Source organism: Magnetofaba australis IT-1, assembly GCF_002109495.1.
Taxonomy (GTDB): domain Bacteria; phylum Pseudomonadota; class Magnetococcia; order Magnetococcales; family Magnetococcaceae; genus Magnetofaba; species Magnetofaba australis.
Map to the genome: position 1 here is coordinate 184,803 of NZ_LVJN01000015.1, position 17,240 is coordinate 202,042.

Consider the following 17,240-nt stretch of genomic DNA (forward strand, 5'->3'; position numbering starts at 1 on the left):
TTTTACTCCTTCTGTGGCGGCTCGTCCGTATCCAGGGGGATGGCCCGCACGGCGTCGTCTTTGCGCAAAAGGAGGGACGCGGCCGCCTCATTCTCGTCGCGCAGCAGCAGCAGCGACCACTTCAACTCGGGAAAATCCACCTGACGATAGTTGCGCAGCGCTTTGGCGATGGCTTCGTCACGTAGGAAAAATTCGAGAATATCCAGCTTGGCCGACAGCAGGTCATGATCCTTGATTTTGCGATCCACCAGAATCGCCTCGGGGCGCTGGTCGATGATGGAGTGGCGCCAGCGGCCCATCACCTGATCCCAATAATGCTCTCCGCGTTCGGTGTCGCCGCGACTGAGCAGATTGAACACGCCAGCGAACTCAAACAGGTGCGGCAACGCTTGCAGATTGGGCGGCTTGCCCAGCATGCCCGAGAGGGTCATCGCCGTGGGCATGCTGAAGGTCAGATAGACCACGCGATCCTTGGGGTGCAGATAGGGGCGTGTGGCGTCGGCCACGCGCAGGGCGTAATTGCCGAGCCAGAATTGCAACTGTGTGGCGGTGCGCCAGCGGCTGATGGCCGGATGCTGCCACGCCAGCGCAAGGATAGCGACCACGGCGATGACGCGGCGCCAGACAACGGCGTTGCGCGGCTGCCGGAACCAACTCAGCGCCATGGCCGCGAAGGTGAAGAACATCAGCGACGCCATGGGGATCCAGTGATAGAGCCAGCCGCGGCGCTGTATCACCAGAATGACGGCGCAAGTCAGCGCCGCCAGCAGCAGGATGCGGAAGATGGGCTTGTCTTCGGCGGGGAGGAGGGCTTCATTGAGCGCGGTCAGCACGGCCCAGAAGATGTACAACTGGCCGCTGAAGGTGATCACCCACCAGGGGCTGGAGGTGAGCGCGCCATACAGATCCTTCATCTCGAAGAACTGGTCATACCAGTCGGGGTGCAGGAGGGAGAAGCCCACATAGCAGAAGGCGACCACCCCGGTGAAGGTCAACTCTTCCGGGCGCAACAGCGTGCGCCAACTGCGCTGGCGAATCATGGCGGTGATCAGCAGCACCAGCGGCAGCAGCAGGTAAAACGGTTTGACGGCGCAGCCGAAGCCCGCCAGGGCGAAGGCCAGAATGCGCGTTGACGGCGAAGCGGGTTGATCGAATTCGCGCAGAATCCAGTGGCCGACGGCGGGGAAGGCGAGCAGGATGAACAGATGATCGCGCTGGCCGTAATCAAACCCCACCAGCAGTTCAAAACTCAGCAGATAGGCGATGCTCAATAGCCACACGCCGCTGGCGCGGCCAGCGGCCAGGCGCAGCAGGAACGGCAGCAGCGTCACCCAGGCAAGCAACTGCAGCATGCCCACAAACAGCCGGTTGGCCAACATGATGTCCAGCCCCAGCCATTTGGCCAGCACCGTGGAGGGGTAGTGCGCCATAAACTCCAAAGGCAGGCCGGGGCCGAGGATATCCTTGCCATACTGGGCGTTGCCGAAGTAGACCCGCTCCATGCCCAGAATATTCCCCGCCAGATCCCAGTTTGGCAGGTAAAAGCCATTGGAAAACAGCTCGATGGCTAAGGTCGCGACCAGCATCGATAACGCCAACAGCGTCAAGGATCGATTGCTGATCGGGGCGGCAAGGGCGTGGTTCATGGCGCTTCTCGGCTATGGCGCGCGGGCGCTCCTGTCAGGGTGCGGCGGGCGCTCTGAAAATCAATGGGGTGTTCTCGTCCACTCCGGTCGCAGCGCCCTGCGCGGGCGTTAACAGCGACCAGCCCAGCGCGGGGAAGTCGCGTTGTTGAAAACCGGAGAGGATCCGATGCATGGCTGGATCCTGACGGAAAAAGGCCAATATATCAAATTCGCCAAAAATGGTGTCGTGTCCTGTGATGCGGCGATCCACCACGATGGCGTCGAGGTGGGGTTGCGACAGCACCTTGCGCCACTGGGCCATCACTTTGTCCAGATAGGCGCGCGCCTCGTGGTGACGACCCTGTCCTTTGAGGCGCTGAATGCCGCCAATGATGAACAGATGCGGCAACGGTTGGTGTTTGGCTGGCGCTCCCAGCATGCCGGAGAGCGTCATCACCAGTGGGGCGGAGGCCGAGAGATAGACCACACGGCTGCCCGGGGCGATGAAGGGGTGCAGCGCTTTGGCCACCGGGGTGAGCTGTTGTTTGACGGTTTGCGCTGATGCGCTGCTGGCCAACCAGCGCGAAATGGCGGGGTTATAGTGGTAAAGCGCAACAATGCAGAGCAGGGCGACGATGCGTTGAGGCCATCCAAAGCCTGTTTCGCGCCAGCGTTGCAGCAGCAACAGGGCGACCGCGCCGCTGAGAAAGGCGGTCATCATCGCCGAAGGAACCTGATGATAGAGCCAGCCGCGTTGTTGCAGCAGCAGAATTCCATAACACCCCATGGCCCCCAGCAGGAGGGTGCGGATGAGGGGTCTGTTCGGGCGTGCGATCAGGGTTTCGGAGAGGAGCGCCAACGCGACCCACGCGGCCGGGTAGGGCCAGCTGATGTTGACGATTTTGCTCAACGGATTACTCAGCGCGCCATAAAGATCGCGCATCTGCGCAAATTGATCGAACCAATCGGGACGCGCCAGCATGGGCAAACAGGTTGCGCTGAGCGTGACCAGTAGGAACAGGCGCTCCTCTGCGCGCCAGACCGTCGCCATACTGCGTTGCCGGAGCATGCTGATGAGCAGCAGCAGCAGGGGGGCGAGCAGGTAGTAGGGTTTGATGGCGCAGCCAACCCCCGCCATGGCGAATGCGCTCCAGCGCGATGCGGGGGCGGCGGGCGCGCCCTGTTCGCGCGCATGCCAATGCAGGAGTGCGGGCAGGAACAGCAGAATAAACAGATGGTCCCGTTGGGCGTAATCGAATCCGGCCAGCAGTTGGAATGTGACCACGTGCAGCAGGGCGAACCCTGCGAGCAACCAGAGTTGCGCGCCGACGATTTGGCGCAGCGCGGCGCTCAACGCCAACCACGCAGCCCACTGCCACAGCGCAAAGTAGAGCAGGTTGAATAGCCAGGGGTCTGCTTGCAGCCATCTTGCGACGAGGGTGGGCGGGTAGTGCAGCATGAACACCAACGGCACATTGGGGCCCCATACATCAGCGCCGTAGCGCTCGCCCTCCATATAGAGCCGCTGCGCGCGCAGGATGTTATCGGCCAGATCCCAGTTGGGCAGGTAGTGGTTATATCCCCACAGCGCCAGCGCCAGCGTCATGATCAGCACGACGACGTGCAGCATCCATAACAGATGGCGTGGCGGCGATGACGGGGCGGCGGATCGGGACATGGAGGCTTTCGCGCGGCGGGTGAGTGGGCGGATTCATCATACGCAAGCCCTGCGCAGGCGACAATGCGCTCCCGGCGGCGCATTGATTCCGCCGCTGGCGCTGGGCATGATGGGGAGACAATAAAAACGTGCTGGAAGATGAAAGATATTGGGGCTTCACCCCAAACCCCGACCAGGCCAATCGGGACCAATCCGATTTCCCTGGACCCTCGTGAGTTGGCTGGGTTCGCGCCACGCGCTTTCGTGCGAATCACTTTTGGCTCTGCGCCATTATTCAGTAGCGCATTAAGGCAATTTCAATGACTCAATCGGTGATTCAGGCGCAGGCTCTGCGCAAACGGTATGGCGGCGCCAATGCGGTGGACGGCATCTCCTTTGAGGTGACCGCCAATGAGTGTTTCGGCATTCTCGGTCCCAACGGCGCGGGCAAATCCACCACCCTGCGCATGATCACCGGCCTCACCCCCAAGGATGGCGGCGAACTTAATCTGTTTGGCCAGCCCATGGACCCGGCCAATCGCGAATTGCCGCTGCGGGTGGGGGTGGTGTCGCAGGATGACAATCTGGATGACGACCTCTCCGTGGCGGAGAATCTGCTGGTTTATGGGCGTTACTTCGGGCTGTCTGACGCCGTAATGCGGCCTCGGGTGGGAGAGCTGCTGGAGTTTGCGCAGTTGAGCGACCGCGCAGAGCGTCCGGTGCGTTCGCTTTCGGGGGGCATGAAGCGGCGGCTGGTGATTGCGCGGTCGCTGGTGGCGGAGCCGGAGTTGGTGATTCTGGACGAGCCCACCACGGGTCTCGACCCTCAGGCGCGACATCTGATCTGGCAGCGTTTGCGGGCGTTGAAAGAGCGCGGCATCACGCTATTGCTCACCACCCACTATATGGAGGAGGCGGCGCAGTTGTGCGACCGGCTGCTGATCCTCAACCATGGGCGGATTTTGGACATGGGCGCGCCGCGGGCGTTGATTCAGCGTCATGTGGAGCCGGAGGTGGTGGAGATTCGCGCGGAGGGGGGCGGATTGGATCATGCGGCGTTTGCGCATCTGCCGGGGCGGCAGGTGCATGCGGGGGATACGCTATTTTGTCATGTGGAGCGGGCGGGGCCGGTGTTTGAGGCGTTGGGCGATCGTCCGGATTTGACGGTGCTGGCGCGTCCGGCGAATTTGGAGGATGTGTTTCTCAAGCTGACGGGGCGTGAGCTCAGGGATTGAGCAGACGCAAAAGCGTGTGCGGGAAAGCGTGCGGGCCAGTGCTCTCTCATGGGCCGTCCACTCCCCCAATGGACGCGCTCCAAGCAGGCAATGGCCCCACAATACGCACCCAATATGTGCGCGAAACCCTCCGCCGTGGTCGGGGTGACGCTCTCTTCAAGGATCTCCCCCTGCTCATCGGTCAAGCAAAACGCCCGCGTCTTGCTCGCTAAGTTGAAGCCACAGTATTTCATCTCAGTCTCCTTTGCGTTTTGAATAAACGTCGATTCCTCTCGACTCCCATTCTCCGCTCCAGGAGGCTACGCTGTTTTATTCCATCTCTATTCAAGCCGCCGAATCGTTGGATTGCGCCGACGACGCCTCCTGCACAATGCGTGCGCAAGCGAAAAAAAGCGCCGCCCAACGGGCGGCGCTCAAGAGGCTGGAATGTTTGAGCTCAACCGCTGTTAGCGGGTGTAGCCCATGCTCGGTTGCTGCTGAACCTGATAGGCGGTGAGCGGCGCCTGATAGGTGGGAATCGCCGCCGCCTGCGGCTGACCATAGAGCGGCTGCTGTTGCTGTCCATAGGCCGGTTGCTGCTGACCATACATCATCTGCTGTTGGCCATAGGCCGGTTGCTGCTGCCCGTAGGCGGGCTGCTGCTGGCCATACATCATCGGCTGTTGTTGACCATACGCCGCCTGCTGCGGTTGGGCGTAGGGGTTGGGCATCGCCACCGGTTGCAGCGCCTGCTGGCCGTAGCCGTTCATCGCCGGTTGCGCCACCGGCTGCGCCATGGTCATCGCCCCACCGGTTTGACGCATCTGCTGCGGCATATCGAAGCGCGGCGGCGCGCTCAAGCCCGGATTCGACGGCATGCCGCTGATGTAGGCGGCGGGAGCCTGAATCGCGGTGTTGGGGTTGATGGGCGCACCCATGCGTTGCGGCGCAGCGGAGACCTGGCTCGGCGCAGGCGCCGGAGCGCTGTGACGAATCGCCGCGCTGGGCTTGCTGTTGCTGAAGTTCAGGTACCCGCCATTGCTCTGCGGCTCCAGCTCAGCCGGGTCTTGCGGCTGATGTTTGGGCGAGAAGCTGCCGCCAACAGGCGTAGGCTGCGCGCCCTTCTTGGCGCTGGCGCTGATGATGCCGGAGCCGCTGTTGCGCGGTTTGCCGTGGGTCATCACCACCGGGCGGATGAAAATCACCAGCTCGGTTTTGACCGTCGTGCGGGACTTGTGGCCAAACAGATTGCCCAGACCCGGCATTTTCGACAGCAGCGGCAGACCGGTATCCGAATTGACCAGACGGTCCTGCATCAAGCCGCCCATCACCGCCACCTGACCGCTGTGAATGCGCAGGATCGACTCCATCTCCTTAACCTGGATCTCGGGGATCTGGTTGGTGGTGGTCAGGTGCGGGTTGGGGTCGTTGACCCAGCCGCTGATGTTGGAGATGGTGGGGCGCACATTCAGCGTAACGATGTCATCGGCGCTGATCTGCGGGGTCACCGCCATCACCAGACCCACCGGCACGGTGTGCAGATTGGTATTGATCAACGCCACGGTGCTGGTGTTGTTGGCGTCGCCCGAGCTGCCCGCCTTCGCCTCCACGGTGAAGAACACTTTGTTATCCACCACTTTGAGGATGGATGACTGGTTGTTCAGCGCCATGATCTTGGGGCTGGAGAGCACCTTGGTGTTGCCAAAGGTCGACAGCGCATGCACGGTTGCGGCGATGGTGGCGCCAGAGCCCGCCTTCTGCTTAATGGGTAAGGAGAAGAACGGCAGGTCATTGGCGATGCCGCTCAACATGCTCGTCGTAGTTGAAGGGAAATAGGTGTCCGGCGAGAAGTTGGAGGCCGCTTTGACCACGCCATCCTTCAGACGCTGCCAATCCACGCCCTGCTCAAAGCCATCGCCCAACTCCACTTCCACCACCGTGGATTCGATCAACACCTGACGCTGCACATTGTCGAGCACGCTATCAAGCAGGGTCTGAATGCGATCATGCTCACGGGCGGTGGCGAAGATGCTGACGATGCCCGCCTCTTTGTTGATCGCCACGATGCTCGAACTACCCGACTCCGGGGCCGGCGTATTCACATCGCTGGGGATGCCCGCCATGGCCGCGCCCGGGGCGCCCGGGGCCATGGGCAGACCCGGACCGCCATTGACCGAATCGCCCGTCGGCATGTCATCGCCGTTCAGGTGCAGAATGGCGCTGATGTTGTTGGTGAGCGACGACCAGAAGTGGTTCTGGGTCTCGGTGGTCAACGCCATGGTGGACTGGTTGGGGTCCTCCTTGTCCGGCGCCGCCGGATCGGCGGAGGCGCTCACGGCGATGTTGGTGGCCACCCGGTTGGTGCTGCTGGAGGAGCGCGCCATATTGACGTAGTCCACCTGATAGATCTTCAGGTAGGGGCGGTCCGGCGACACGATGATGGCGTTGTCGGTGAACTCATAGCGCAGATCCACCTGATTGGCGATGCGATCCAGAATCTGTTGCAGCGACTGGTCGATGGCCGAGATGGTCACGTTGCCGGTGATGCCCGGATAGATGTCGATGTTCTTCTTGGCGTCGCGGGCCAGGGCGAACAGCAGGTCGCGCACCGGCATGTCGGTGACGGTGATGGAGATGGGATCCTCCATATCGCCCGCCGGGCCGCCCACGCCGGGGTATTCCACCACCAGGTCCTGCGCCTCTTTGGGCAGACGCTCCACAGTGGAGCCCGCCGGGGGATCGGTGGGCCGCAGGAAGTGGCTTTGCGACGGCGTGATGGATGAGGGTTGCGAGCAGGCCCCCAGCAACAGCGCGCCCGACAGACCCACCGAAAGCAGCAATCCCTTCAAGGAGATCGCGCCTTTACGCGGCGGTCCGGCGGTCGCCCGGTTTTCCGGGGAAAGATTTTTTTGCCGGTTCATGGTTATTCCTGCCTCTCGACGTTACACGGGGAAACCGTCGGATGTGTGGGGCGAACGTCGAAAACCCGCTGTAACATCAGACGGTTGCCAAGACATCCCGGTGTGCGGCGGGGTCTGTGGCGCAGTATTCACGCCGATGATTGTGCAAGAGGTCTGCCAAAGGGTGGACAGAGGCGTTTCGTCCGCAGTAAAGAGAGTGCGGGAGGAGAAGAGGAAAATATTGTGGATCAGAGAGTTAGACGATAATTCGGCGCTTGATCAACAGCACCGAGGCGACGTAGGCGATACTCCCGTAGAGCAGCAAAATGGACACGTGCAGGGGCGCATTGTGCAGCGGCGCGCCGGTGGTGAGGGGACGAATCAGCTCCACCACATGGGAGAGCGGCAGAATTTGCGCGACCATCTGCATCAGCGGCGGGAGGGAGTCCACCGGATAGAACACCCCGCAGAACAGGAACATGGGCACTGTCACCAGGGTGGTGTAGTAGAGGAAAAATTCGTAGCTGGGAGAGATGGCGGTCATCACCATGCCCAGGGAGGCGAAGCAGAGCCCGGAGAGGAACGCCACCGCCAGCGCCCACGGCGCGGCCATCGGTTCGAACGCGCCGAACAGCGTAGCGACAAGGTAGATGGCGGACCCGGCGATGAGGGACTTGGTGGCGCCCCAGACGATCTCGCCGCTGACCACATCGGCCACCGACAGCGGCGTGGCCAGCATGGCGTGGAAGGTGTTCTGCCGCGTCATGCGGGTGAACGAGCCGTACAGCACCTCGAAGGTGGCGCTGTTCATGCTGGAGGCGGCGAGAATCCCGGCGGCGACGAACATCAGGTAGGGCAGACCATCCACCTCCCCCACAAAGCGGCCCAAGCCATAGCCCATGCCCGCCAGATAGAGCAGCGGTTCGCCCAGATTGCCCACCAGGGAGGCGGCGGCGGTTTTGCGCCACACCAGGAAGTGCCGCCGCCACGCGCGGACAAACGCGCGTGAGGGGGTTACAGTCGCCAACCACTCAGCCATCATATCCCATCTCTTTCAACAACATGTCCGACTCCGGGGCGAGGAAGTCCCGAATCGCGCTAAAAAAGCGCGGCCAGTCGCCGCCGCCTCGTCGGGTCAAGATCTCTTCGGCCAACAGACGGCGCGCGGCGGCGGGGTCGTACAGCTCCTCCTCGCAACTGCTGAGCGCCTCGTCATACTTCTCCAGATCGCGTTGGCGGCGGTTGCGCAGCCGCTTGGCGTTGAGGTTGAGCATTTCGATGCTGCCCTGGACCAGTTTGGGGTCCACCCCGGCCCGTTGGCAAGCGCGGCGGTTGACCAGAATCTCCCCGGTGAAGGGGTTGAACTCGAACAGATTGGCCTCGGCGGGAATCTCCAGCGGGTTGAGCATGGCGCCGTCGGGATTGCGATCCTTCTTGGTCACGTCGCAGCTATGCTCAGGGCTGGTGAAGCGGGAGCGGTCGGCCACGCTGCGCTGGGAGCCGCCATGGCAGCAGCCGAGCAGGTTTTGCCACTCCAGCGCCGGATGCGTCCCCTGCTTGGCGCGGGATTTGGGGCGAAAGTGTTCGACGCGGAAATCCTCGTTCTCTTTTTTATCGGCGCGCAGCAGGTCGATCTCACAATAGCAGCACAGATTGCCCTGGTCGCGGCGCAACTGGGCGCGGATGGCGTCATACCCTTCCGGTTCGGCCAGACGAAAGCTCTCCCAATCGGCGTTGGGGTTCTGCTTGCGATATTTCGCCAGCCGCTTGGGCTCGGCCCCTTTGTGAATCCGCTTCATGACGTCTTGCAATGAATGAATTTGGACGAAGTTGAGAGACTGGGGCTTCGCCCCAGACCCCACCAGGGTTTCACCCTGGACCCACGAAGGCTCTGCCCTCGACCCGCAAGGGCGCTGCCCTTGACCCGCCAGGAGGGACGCCCTCCTGGACCTCGGTGAGTTTGACATCGCGCCCATCCCAGCTTTGAGCATGGGACCAATGCTATTCGCTTATCACTATAAAGCCTCTCTGCGCCGCTTCTGGCGCTGGATTTCGCGGTCGATGCGAATCCACTCGCGGTCATGCACGAACTCCGCCCCATGCAGTCGCTCGCGCAGGGCGCGCCCCTCGGCGGAGTCCGCCTCGCCATCGACGATAAGGCGTTGATAGCGGCGCAGATCGACGATGAGCGGCAGACTCTCGGGGCGACGCGAAGTCCCCAGAATATCCTCCAGCACCACCTGACTCTCGGCGCCTTGGGAGAACTCCGGCGTCCACGCCTGACACCGGGTGCGTTTGGGATTCCACTCCAGGGCGCGAATCTGATGGGCGCGCACGGCGGTGAGGGCCTCGGGACTATGCGTGGCGACGATAAACTGAATCTGCGGGAAGGTCGCCATCAACTGCGGCAACAGGGTCTGTCGCCAACCGGGGTGCAGGGCGTGTTCAAAGTGGTCGATGAGAACCACCCCCGGGGCCTGAGTGAACGCATCGCCCAGATGGGGATTGAGTTGCAACAGCCGTGCGCCCAGATCGGCGACCAGGGCGAACACGGCGCGCACCCCCATGCCCATGGCGGTCAATGGCGCCGGGCCGCTATGTCCGCCGAGCAGGCAGAGCCCCTGCAAACGGGCGTCATAGTGCAGCGAGTGCGCCCCCTGGGGCGCGAGAAAGGCGTCGGTGAGGGCGCGCAGACGGACAAGCGCCAGGGTTTCCGGCGAAGTCCGGGCGGCGCACAGCGCCTTTTGCGCCACGCGCTCGGCCCAGGCCAAACCCGCCAGCCGCGCCGCGCCCGGCTGCAGGCAGTTGCGATAGCCGCCCAGGCGCGGCGAGCCTTTGCCGCTGACGACGCCGCGCGCAGCCGCCTGCCGCGCGCAGTGGGCCATATCGTAGTGGGCCAGCAGCGGCAGGGTTTGCGGCTCGTCGCTTTTGGCGATTTTGCGCAATCCTTTGGCGTAGCGCAGCAGGGGTTTGATCTTTTTGGCGCGCGCGCGGGCGCCGCGAGCGGCGATGCGACGGCTCCATTCGCTGGTTTGGTCGTCGAAGCTGGCCACACAGCGCAGGATCATGGGGTGTTGGCGTTTGGCGATCACCTTTTCGGCGCAGAAATCGGCCCCGGGTTCGGAGAAGTGCAGCTTGTAGCGCACATTACTGGTGGACAGAGTGGCGCCGTGTGCGCCCAACAGTTGCGCCACGCCGGGCTCCAGGCAGAGGGCGATGGCGTCCAAAACGGCGCTTTTACCGCCATTATTGGGGCCAGTAATGACACACAGATTCGGTTCGAAATCGATGACGAACTGATTGAAGCAGCGGAAATTTTTCAGTTCCAGTCGGTCGATGCGCATGATGGCTCGATTGTGCGGGACGTGGGCGGATCAGCATCCAGAGTGGCGCGCCGAAGGGGCGGGGTCAAGCGGCGTGGATGGGAAAGTGAAAAAGTGTCTGCGTGACCCAAACCGAGCGGGCGCTTGTGTAAGGGGACCGCCAACCCGTCGGCGGCCAATAGTCAACGCAAGCTGGGCCTCTGTCACGCAAACATCTCATATTCAGAATTTGTATCATTCTGCCTATGCAAAACCAAAATTGGTCTGGCGAGAGAGCAGGCAGTCATGTCGGTTTTGGAGGGGTGACAAGCTAGTATAGTCACCGCAATTCAGAATTGCACAGGCTCCTCAATGTTTGTGTGACACAGGTAAAGCTTGCGCTGACTATTGGCCTCCGGCTGGCCGGAGGCGGGATTCTTAAGGGTCTGTGACCCTTAAGCGGGTGTAATGGAATGGTCCGCTCCGCTACCCAAACGGCCTCGCAATGGGCCAAGATGGTGATGTGTTTTTCCATCTAAACGGAGTCGGAGCGGACCATGAGCAATCATATCGAAAACGGACAGGTACGGGTACTGGGTATTGATCTGGGCAAGAGCGTGTTTCAGTTGCATGGCGTCGATGCGAGCGGCAAGAGCGTTCTGAAACAGCGCTTGAAACGAGATAAGTTACTGGAGTTCATGGCGCAACTGCCGCCGTGCCTGGTGGGGATGGAAGCCAGTAGCGGCGCCCACCATTGGGCGCGGAAATTTCAGGGATATGGGCATGATGTGCGTTTGATGGCGCCGCAATATGTGAAGCCCTACGTGAAGCGGCACAAGAACGACAGCGTGGATGCAGAGGCGATTTGCGAAGCGGTACAGCGGCCGAATATGCGTTTTGTGGGGATCAAAAGCGTTGCCCAGCAAGAAATTCTAGCGTTGCATCGGGTGCGCAGTCTGGCGGTGAAGAACCGCACGGCGTTGGTGAACCAGATTCGCGGACTGCTTGCCGAGTATGGGATTGTCTTTCCCAAGAGCATCAAGCAGGCGCGGCGGGCGATTGTGCTGATTTTGAGTGATGAGAGCTCGGAAATGAGCGCCAATTTTCGCGTAATTCTGGAGGATGAGCGCGATGAGCTGGCGCATTTGGATGAGCGCATCGGCAAATATGAGCGTGAGATTGAGGCGCTGGCCAAGGCGGAGCCGCAGTGTCGATTGCTGATGATGATCCCGGGAGTGGGACCGATCACGGCGACGGCGCTGTTGGCGTCGGTGGGGGATGTGCGGGCGTTTAAGAATGGCCGGGAGCTGTCGGCATGGATAGGGTTGGTTCCGAATCAGCACTCCACAGGGGGCAAGGCGTGGCTGACGGGGATCAGCAAGCGGGGAAACGGTTATCTTCGCACCCTGTTGATTCATGGGGCGCGGGCGGCGTTGCGCGTGTGTGAAAACAAGCCGGATCGCCGCAGCCAGTGGGCAGTGTCGGTGTCGGAACGTCGCGGCGCAAATAGAGCAGTGGTGGCGCTGGCCAACCGCATGGCGCGCAGCGCGTGGGCGATGCTGGTGAAGCAGGAGGCCTATGGGGCCAGCGCCGCTGTGTAGAGAGAGCGCAATACAACTCTAAAAGAAAAACAGGCCGATAAGGAAAGAGAAAGAGATCCCACCAGCCAGGTTGCGAGAGAGAGTCGAGATTGATGGCGTGAAACGGCATAGCCCTGCGTGGTCAAGAACCTGTTTCGCCCAAGGGCCCATAGAGGCCGAGGGTGTGTTGAGGAGGGCCACGCGCAAATTCCATCAGGGCCAGAGGGCGACAAGCCCCTCATCAACAGGCCGGATACATGGGCGCGACTAAGCCTCACACATCAGTGGACATTTTCTCTTGCCGTGGCGGAGCGGACCATACATGGGCGGAGCCCACGATTTGGCAGGAATGCCAAATCGGACTCGCGCAGCGAGCCCGAAGGGTGAGGACCAGGGATGGTCCGAATCACGGTATAGTTGTTGATCTTGGGAGCTCGAGGGCGGAGCCCTCGATATCTTCTCGCTTCAAATGTCTCATTCTCTTCTGCGGCGACTATAATATACGGCAAATGGCAAAGGGGAATTATGCGGCCCAGTGTTGGTTGGTTAAAAATGCTATAAGTTTATATTTTTTGTTTGTTAATATAATTCCGCATATTTAGCGAGTGCTATTGATTCCAAAATGCAAAATGGATGCAATGCAGGTTTTTCTCAACAATTGAAAATATCGAAGTGAGGGTTGCATGAAGCGCTTTGGAGATGGTGAGAAGAACACGGATTACGGGACGAAGCGAATTGATTATGGGAATTTGTTAATGGTTGGGGCCAGTATCATCTCCGCTCTGCATATTGGGCTTTTTGGAGTCTGGGCTTCAGTGGTTACAAACAAACTTTCCCATATGGCGCAGGTGATCTCCTGGTTTGGGATTGGTTTTATTCTGATCAACGCTCTTTCCTGGTGGCGCGCCCGTCAGGTCTTCGACAAAATTTTGCGCGCCGATGCCAACGAGCGCTCTTTTGATCTGGGTGTCTCAATGGGGTTAATGATCCCATTCTTGGCCATTTTCATCGCCTGGGGGCTGACTTTGGCGTATCTCCGCAATGGTTGGTATCTGGATGAGTTGGCGTACCAATCCGTATCGGGGATGCAATACGCTTCGGAGTGCGCCCGGGCGGTGACGTGTGAAATTCGCGGGATGACGCCTTGAGAGCGGCGTCACCCCGTCGAAATTCTGCTTTGGTTATGGCGTGATGGAGCGGAAGATGGCGATGGGGTTCTGCATCATGCCCATGGCCGGGGTCATGCCGCGATCCATGCTGGAGATGTGCCCGGTCATGCGCCCGACGTTGGCGTTCATGCCTTTCACGTCGTGGGTCATGCCGCCCATCTGCTGACGCATCAGCGCCATGTTGCCGCTCATATCGGCCATGTTGACGTCCATGTGGCCCATGGCCGTGCCCATGCCGCCCATGGTTTCGCTCATACTGTGCATATCCTTGCCCATGCCGCCCATATCGGTGCGCATGGCGGCCATATTGACGTCCATGTGCGCCATGTTGCCGCCCATGCCGTTCATGCTGGTCTGCATCATGACCATCTGCCGCTCCATCACCTTCATGGATTTGGCCATGGCGTCCATATCCTTCTTAAACACGTAGATGGCCCACCCCATCACCGCGCCCACCACCACCACGCCGACGATGGAGACGTGGGCCAGCCGGTGGCGCACCTGCGCTTTGGCCTCTTCGCGCTCCTGTTTCAACGTCTGCCAGCGCATCAGGCGGCGGGTCACCTCCCGTTCGCGCTGCAAGTCGCTCTGACGCAACTCCTGAAAACCGGTTTTCAGCGTATCGATCAGTTGCTCCATGGGTTCGTCGGGCATGGGACTATCCTCTGGCGGCATTGGAAATAGAGTAAGCGCAGATCAGCATGAGACGTTTGAAGGGAGAAGATATTGAGGGCTGCGCCCTCAAACTCCCCTCAGATCAAAAGCCAAACCGTGGGCGCTGCCCATTGATTGTTGATACGGCTTCGCCTGTGGCGCTGGGGGCGCGGCCCCCAGGCCCCGCCGCCGACCAGTCGGCGGCCAATAGTCAGCGCAAGATCAACCTGTGTCACGCACACACTGGTCACTCTGTTCGGGTTTTGGTTTTTCGTGGCTGATTTGGCAACAAAAAGATTCTTTATATCTTATTATTTAAAAATATAACAGATTAAAGTGATTTTGCTCGGCAAGTGGTTTGCCAGGTTGGCGGCGGGCGTTCAGGCGGGAAATGGATCGGCCCAATCGCCGAGGGGATTGGGCCGATGCTTGGGCTTGCGCTCCTTCTTCTTGCTGGGGACCACCTGCTGTGGGATCTGTTTGATCACCCGCGCGATGGGGTTGCGCGCCTTGGGGGGCTCCGGTTTGGGCGTTTTGGCCATGCTGTTTTCTCCTGTTGGGATGGAATGGGTCCACTGCTTGGACGCTGCCACACTGTCGCGGTTCCCGGGAGAAATTGCAATCGCAAAGGGGGCGGACTCAGCGCCAGAGGCCGGGCGGGATATGGCGCGCGGTGGCGCGCTCCAGCAGGCGCAGAAACTCTGCGCGGGGGACCTCCCGGGCGCCGAAACGCAGCATGTGCGGGGTGGTCATCTGACAGTCGATGAGGCTGAAGCCGCGATCGCGCAGATGCGCCGCCAACGCGGCGAACGCCACCTTGGAGGCGTTGTCCACGCTGTGGAACATCGATTCGCCATAGAAGGCGCCGCCAATGGCCACGCCATAAACCCCGCCCACCAGCGTCTCTTGGCCGGAGTCGGCGTCGGTTTGCCACGCCTCCACGCTGTGGGCGTGGCCCAGGCGATGCAGCTCGCCATAAGCGCTGGCCATCTCGGGGGTGATCCAGGTGCCCTCAGCGTGGCGGCGGGTCTCGCCGCACTGATGCACCACCGCATCGAAGGCGGTGTCGAAGCGGATGGTAAAGTCGCCGCGACGCATCGCCTTGGCCAGAGAGCGCGCCACGTGCAGCTCATCGGGGATGAGGATCAGGCGCGGGTCGAGGCTCCACCAGAGGATGGGGTCGCCCTCGGAGTACCAGGGGAAGATGCCGCCGCGATAGGCCGCCAGCAGCCGTTCGGGGGTCAGGTCGCCGCCCACCGCCAGCAGGCCGCTCTCTTCAGCCAGATGGGCTGGAGGGAAGACGGGGGCGTGGGAGAGGCGATAGATGGGCATGGGGCTCTGACGGCGGCGGAGGGCGTGGGGTGGAGAGGCGTCCTCCCGGTTCAACGGGGCGAGGCGACTGCCTGAAGATGGCGTTGGCGCTCCTGATTGATCCTATCGGCAAGCTGCGCTGCGCTCAATGCGCTGTATTGAGGCAGGGGCAGTGCGATGAACGCGGGCTTCTCCTCTGGAGCAGGCGGGGTGTCTTTGTCGAGGGGGGATGGTTTTTCCGCCAATGTCTCTTGCAGAGCGGTTAATGCGGCCAAGCGCGGGGCGGAATCCAGATTGCGAATGGCGGCAAAGCGATTGACCGAATCCCCGCAGATGAGTTTCCAGAATTCAAATCCGCGCCCACGGTTGGGCTGGGCGAAGAGATAGACGAACTGCGGCGTTTGCGCATGGCTCCAGGCGGGGCTGATGTGGTTCCAGGGGAGGCGATCGTTCCACTCCAACAGAAACACGCCGTCCCGGTGAAACGCTGCGACGCCATCTGCGGCGCGGCGCCACATCCCCCGATACAGGAATAGCAGATAGGCCAATGGCGCGCCCACAACCAGGAGGGCGCCAATGCCGCTGGGGTCCTGAGCGCCGCCGAGCAGGAGGGGGGCGTAACTCGCCCACAACAGCAGGCCCACGCCATAGACCAGCGCCAATTTGCTCCACGACCACAAAGATAGCGGCAGGCGATGCAGCGCCTCTTCGCGCAGTTCGGTAAGCGTGCGTTGGGCGCGCTCCTGTGGGTAGGCGGCCAGCCAAGCGGGCTCATTCGGCGCATCTGGGATCAGTTGGCGCGCAGCGCCATCCGTGCTCTGTTGCGCCAGGGCGCGCAGGTTGGAGAGGGTGGTGGCGCCTGGGGTGAAAAACGCAGCCTGGTTGAGGCAGTCATCCACACTGAGCAGCGTCTGTTGCGGATCCAATCCTACAGCGCGGCAGATCTGCGTATTCACCACCTCCAGAAATTGCGCCGCCTGACGCGCATTGACCAGGCGCAGCGTGACCCGGGCGATATCCTCTTTCACATCGACCTCTCTGGGCTCGTGGGGCGTTTGCGCAGCCTCGGTCAGCGCTGCCTGCGCGCCCTGTTGCAGACAGCTCAGGGCGCATAACTCCAGGGGCGCTGAGAGAACGCCCGACACATTGCGCTCGGTGGTGAGCGCCTGACACAGAGTGTTGTAGCGGGATTCGCGCAGGTGGGCGTCCTGCACCGTCTGCTTCAGCAATAGGATGACGTCATATGCGCCATCAGCGTCGCGGCGCATCCAGGCAAAGCCGACCCGCTCCCAGGCAAACAGCTCCTCCAGTGCGAAGAAGAAGATCCCTTCCCGCTCCAACATCATGGGGCGACGACGGCCCGGCGGGGCGTCGCCGGTTTTGAGCAGGTAGTGAATCGCCAGACCCACCAGATAGACCATCACGCACCAGGTCAGTAGGACTTCCGCATCCATTCGCCAGCCGCGATCCAGCAGCGAGACCCCCAACGCGCCGGTGAGCGGCAGGGAGATCCACAACGCGCGCAAGGGCAGGGGAAACGGCATGCCGATGGGCCGCGCCAGCCCGTGGCGTCGATAGCGGGCGTAACCGGCGCGGAAATCATAGGCGCGAGCAAACGGCGGCTTCATCGATTCCCCCGTGCTGAGACGGTGGGTCGCCTTGCGCGATTGCGGCGCCATTTGCCTGTTTGCACGGAATTTCCCCCCGTCGCGCTGGGCAATTTTTTCCGCCCGGCAAGATTCTCCTGCTGGACGCGCATCTGGGATGTTTTGGTAATCATAAATAATATCAGCATGATAACGAATTTCTGCTCAACATAACGTGGAAA

General features: G+C 61.4%; 13 protein-coding genes. 3 read left to right on the forward strand and 10 right to left on the reverse strand.

Translation table 11 applies throughout. The features are described from left to right. Window positions 1-2 precede the first annotated feature (2 nt). A complete protein-coding gene (locus MAIT1_RS03100) occupies window positions 3-1,646 on the reverse strand; it encodes a hypothetical protein (RefSeq protein WP_085440649.1) in 1,644 nt (547 codons plus the stop codon). Between the two features lie 34 nt (window positions 1,647-1,680). Then, window positions 1,681-3,303 carry a hypothetical protein gene (locus tag MAIT1_RS03105; protein WP_143814623.1) on the reverse strand — a complete coding sequence of 541 codons (1,623 nt, stop codon included), beginning with the start codon at window positions 3,301-3,303 and terminating at the stop codon, window positions 1,681-1,683. 299 nt (window positions 3,304-3,602) lie between these two features. Between MAIT1_RS03105 and MAIT1_RS03110 the strand changes: the two genes are divergently transcribed. Further along, window positions 3,603-4,517, forward strand: a complete 915-nt coding sequence (locus MAIT1_RS03110) for an ATP-binding cassette domain-containing protein (protein WP_085440652.1) — start codon at window positions 3,603-3,605, stop codon at window positions 4,515-4,517. Between the two features lie 446 nt (window positions 4,518-4,963). Here MAIT1_RS03110 and mshL read toward each other — a convergent pair whose 3' ends face one another. From mshL to MAIT1_RS03130, 4 genes are all read right to left on the reverse strand, one after another. Continuing rightward, on the reverse strand, window positions 4,964-7,417 hold the full coding sequence (gene mshL, locus MAIT1_RS03115; RefSeq protein ID WP_085440654.1) for a pilus (MSHA type) biogenesis protein MshL: 2,454 nt from the start codon (window positions 7,415-7,417) through the stop codon (window positions 4,964-4,966). Window positions 7,418-7,652: 235 nt separating this feature from the next. Then, entirely contained in the window at window positions 7,653-8,438 is a 786-nt protein-coding gene (locus MAIT1_RS03120; RefSeq protein ID WP_241893403.1) for an ABC transporter permease, read from the reverse strand. Continuing rightward, a complete protein-coding gene (locus tag MAIT1_RS03125) occupies window positions 8,428-9,195 on the reverse strand; it encodes a retron system putative HNH endonuclease (protein ID WP_158089276.1) in 768 nt (255 codons plus the stop codon). The genes MAIT1_RS03120 and MAIT1_RS03125 overlap by 11 nt, the downstream gene beginning before the upstream one ends. Window positions 9,196-9,411: 216 nt before the next feature. Further along, window positions 9,412-10,740 carry an AAA family ATPase gene (locus tag MAIT1_RS03130; protein WP_085440658.1) on the reverse strand — a complete coding sequence of 443 codons (1,329 nt, stop codon included), beginning with the start codon at window positions 10,738-10,740 and terminating at the stop codon, window positions 9,412-9,414. Window positions 10,741-11,255: 515 nt separating this feature from the next. On the opposite strand from MAIT1_RS03130, the gene MAIT1_RS03135 reads away from it, so the two are divergent. Next, window positions 11,256-12,299 carry an IS110 family RNA-guided transposase gene (locus tag MAIT1_RS03135; RefSeq protein WP_085440660.1) on the forward strand — a complete coding sequence of 348 codons (1,044 nt, stop codon included), beginning with the start codon at window positions 11,256-11,258 and terminating at the stop codon, window positions 12,297-12,299. 662 nt (window positions 12,300-12,961) lie between these two features. Next, window positions 12,962-13,426 (forward strand): hypothetical protein, encoded by a 465-nt coding sequence (locus tag MAIT1_RS03140; protein WP_143814624.1) that lies wholly within the window; start codon window positions 12,962-12,964, stop codon window positions 13,424-13,426. 33 nt (window positions 13,427-13,459) lie between these two features. Here MAIT1_RS03140 and MAIT1_RS03145 read toward each other — a convergent pair whose 3' ends face one another. The 4 genes from MAIT1_RS03145 to MAIT1_RS03155 all read right to left on the reverse strand — a co-directional run bounded on the left by MAIT1_RS03145 (window position 13,460) and on the right by MAIT1_RS03155 (window position 17,040). Beyond that, on the reverse strand, window positions 13,460-14,101 hold the full coding sequence (locus MAIT1_RS03145; protein WP_085440664.1) for a hypothetical protein: 642 nt from the start codon (window positions 14,099-14,101) through the stop codon (window positions 13,460-13,462). Window positions 14,102-14,481: 380 nt separating this feature from the next. Continuing rightward, entirely contained in the window at window positions 14,482-14,643 is a 162-nt protein-coding gene (locus MAIT1_RS21745) for a hypothetical protein (RefSeq protein ID WP_158089277.1), read from the reverse strand. A 97-nt stretch (window positions 14,644-14,740) separates the two neighbouring features. Then, a complete protein-coding gene (gene aat / locus MAIT1_RS03150; RefSeq protein WP_085440666.1) occupies window positions 14,741-15,433 on the reverse strand; it encodes a leucyl/phenylalanyl-tRNA--protein transferase in 693 nt (230 codons plus the stop codon). 50 nt (window positions 15,434-15,483) lie between these two features. Beyond that, window positions 15,484-17,040, reverse strand: a complete 1,557-nt coding sequence (locus tag MAIT1_RS03155) for a hypothetical protein (protein ID WP_085440668.1) — start codon at window positions 17,038-17,040, stop codon at window positions 15,484-15,486. Between the last annotated feature and the right edge of the window lie 200 nt (window positions 17,041-17,240).

Bases quoted from the DNA above. Each gene is read 5' to 3' on its own strand.
- MAIT1_RS03100 (WP_085440649.1), bottom strand. From the start codon at position 1,646: ATGAACCACGCCCTTGCCGCCCCGATCAGCAATCGATCCTTGACGCTG.
- MAIT1_RS03105 (WP_143814623.1), bottom strand. From the start codon at position 3,303: ATGTCCCGATCCGCCGCCCCGTCATCGCCGCCACGCCATCTGTTATGG.
- MAIT1_RS03110 (WP_085440652.1), top strand. From the start codon at position 3,603: ATGACTCAATCGGTGATTCAGGCGCAGGCTCTGCGCAAACGGTATGGC.
- mshL (WP_085440654.1), bottom strand. From the start codon at position 7,417: ATGAACCGGCAAAAAAATCTTTCCCCGGAAAACCGGGCGACCGCCGGA.
- MAIT1_RS03120 (WP_241893403.1), bottom strand. From the start codon at position 8,438: ATGATGGCTGAGTGGTTGGCGACTGTAACCCCCTCACGCGCGTTTGTC.
- MAIT1_RS03125 (WP_158089276.1), bottom strand. From the start codon at position 9,195: ATGAAGCGGATTCACAAAGGGGCCGAGCCCAAGCGGCTGGCGAAATAT.
- MAIT1_RS03130 (WP_085440658.1), bottom strand. From the start codon at position 10,740: ATGCGCATCGACCGACTGGAACTGAAAAATTTCCGCTGCTTCAATCAG.
- MAIT1_RS03135 (WP_085440660.1), top strand. From the start codon at position 11,256: ATGAGCAATCATATCGAAAACGGACAGGTACGGGTACTGGGTATTGAT.
- MAIT1_RS03140 (WP_143814624.1), top strand. From the start codon at position 12,962: ATGAAGCGCTTTGGAGATGGTGAGAAGAACACGGATTACGGGACGAAG.
- MAIT1_RS03145 (WP_085440664.1), bottom strand. From the start codon at position 14,101: ATGCCCGACGAACCCATGGAGCAACTGATCGATACGCTGAAAACCGGT.
- MAIT1_RS21745 (WP_158089277.1), bottom strand. From the start codon at position 14,643: ATGGCCAAAACGCCCAAACCGGAGCCCCCCAAGGCGCGCAACCCCATC.
- aat (WP_085440666.1), bottom strand. From the start codon at position 15,433: ATGCCCATCTATCGCCTCTCCCACGCCCCCGTCTTCCCTCCAGCCCAT.
- MAIT1_RS03155 (WP_085440668.1), bottom strand. From the start codon at position 17,040: ATGAAGCCGCCGTTTGCTCGCGCCTATGATTTCCGCGCCGGTTACGCC.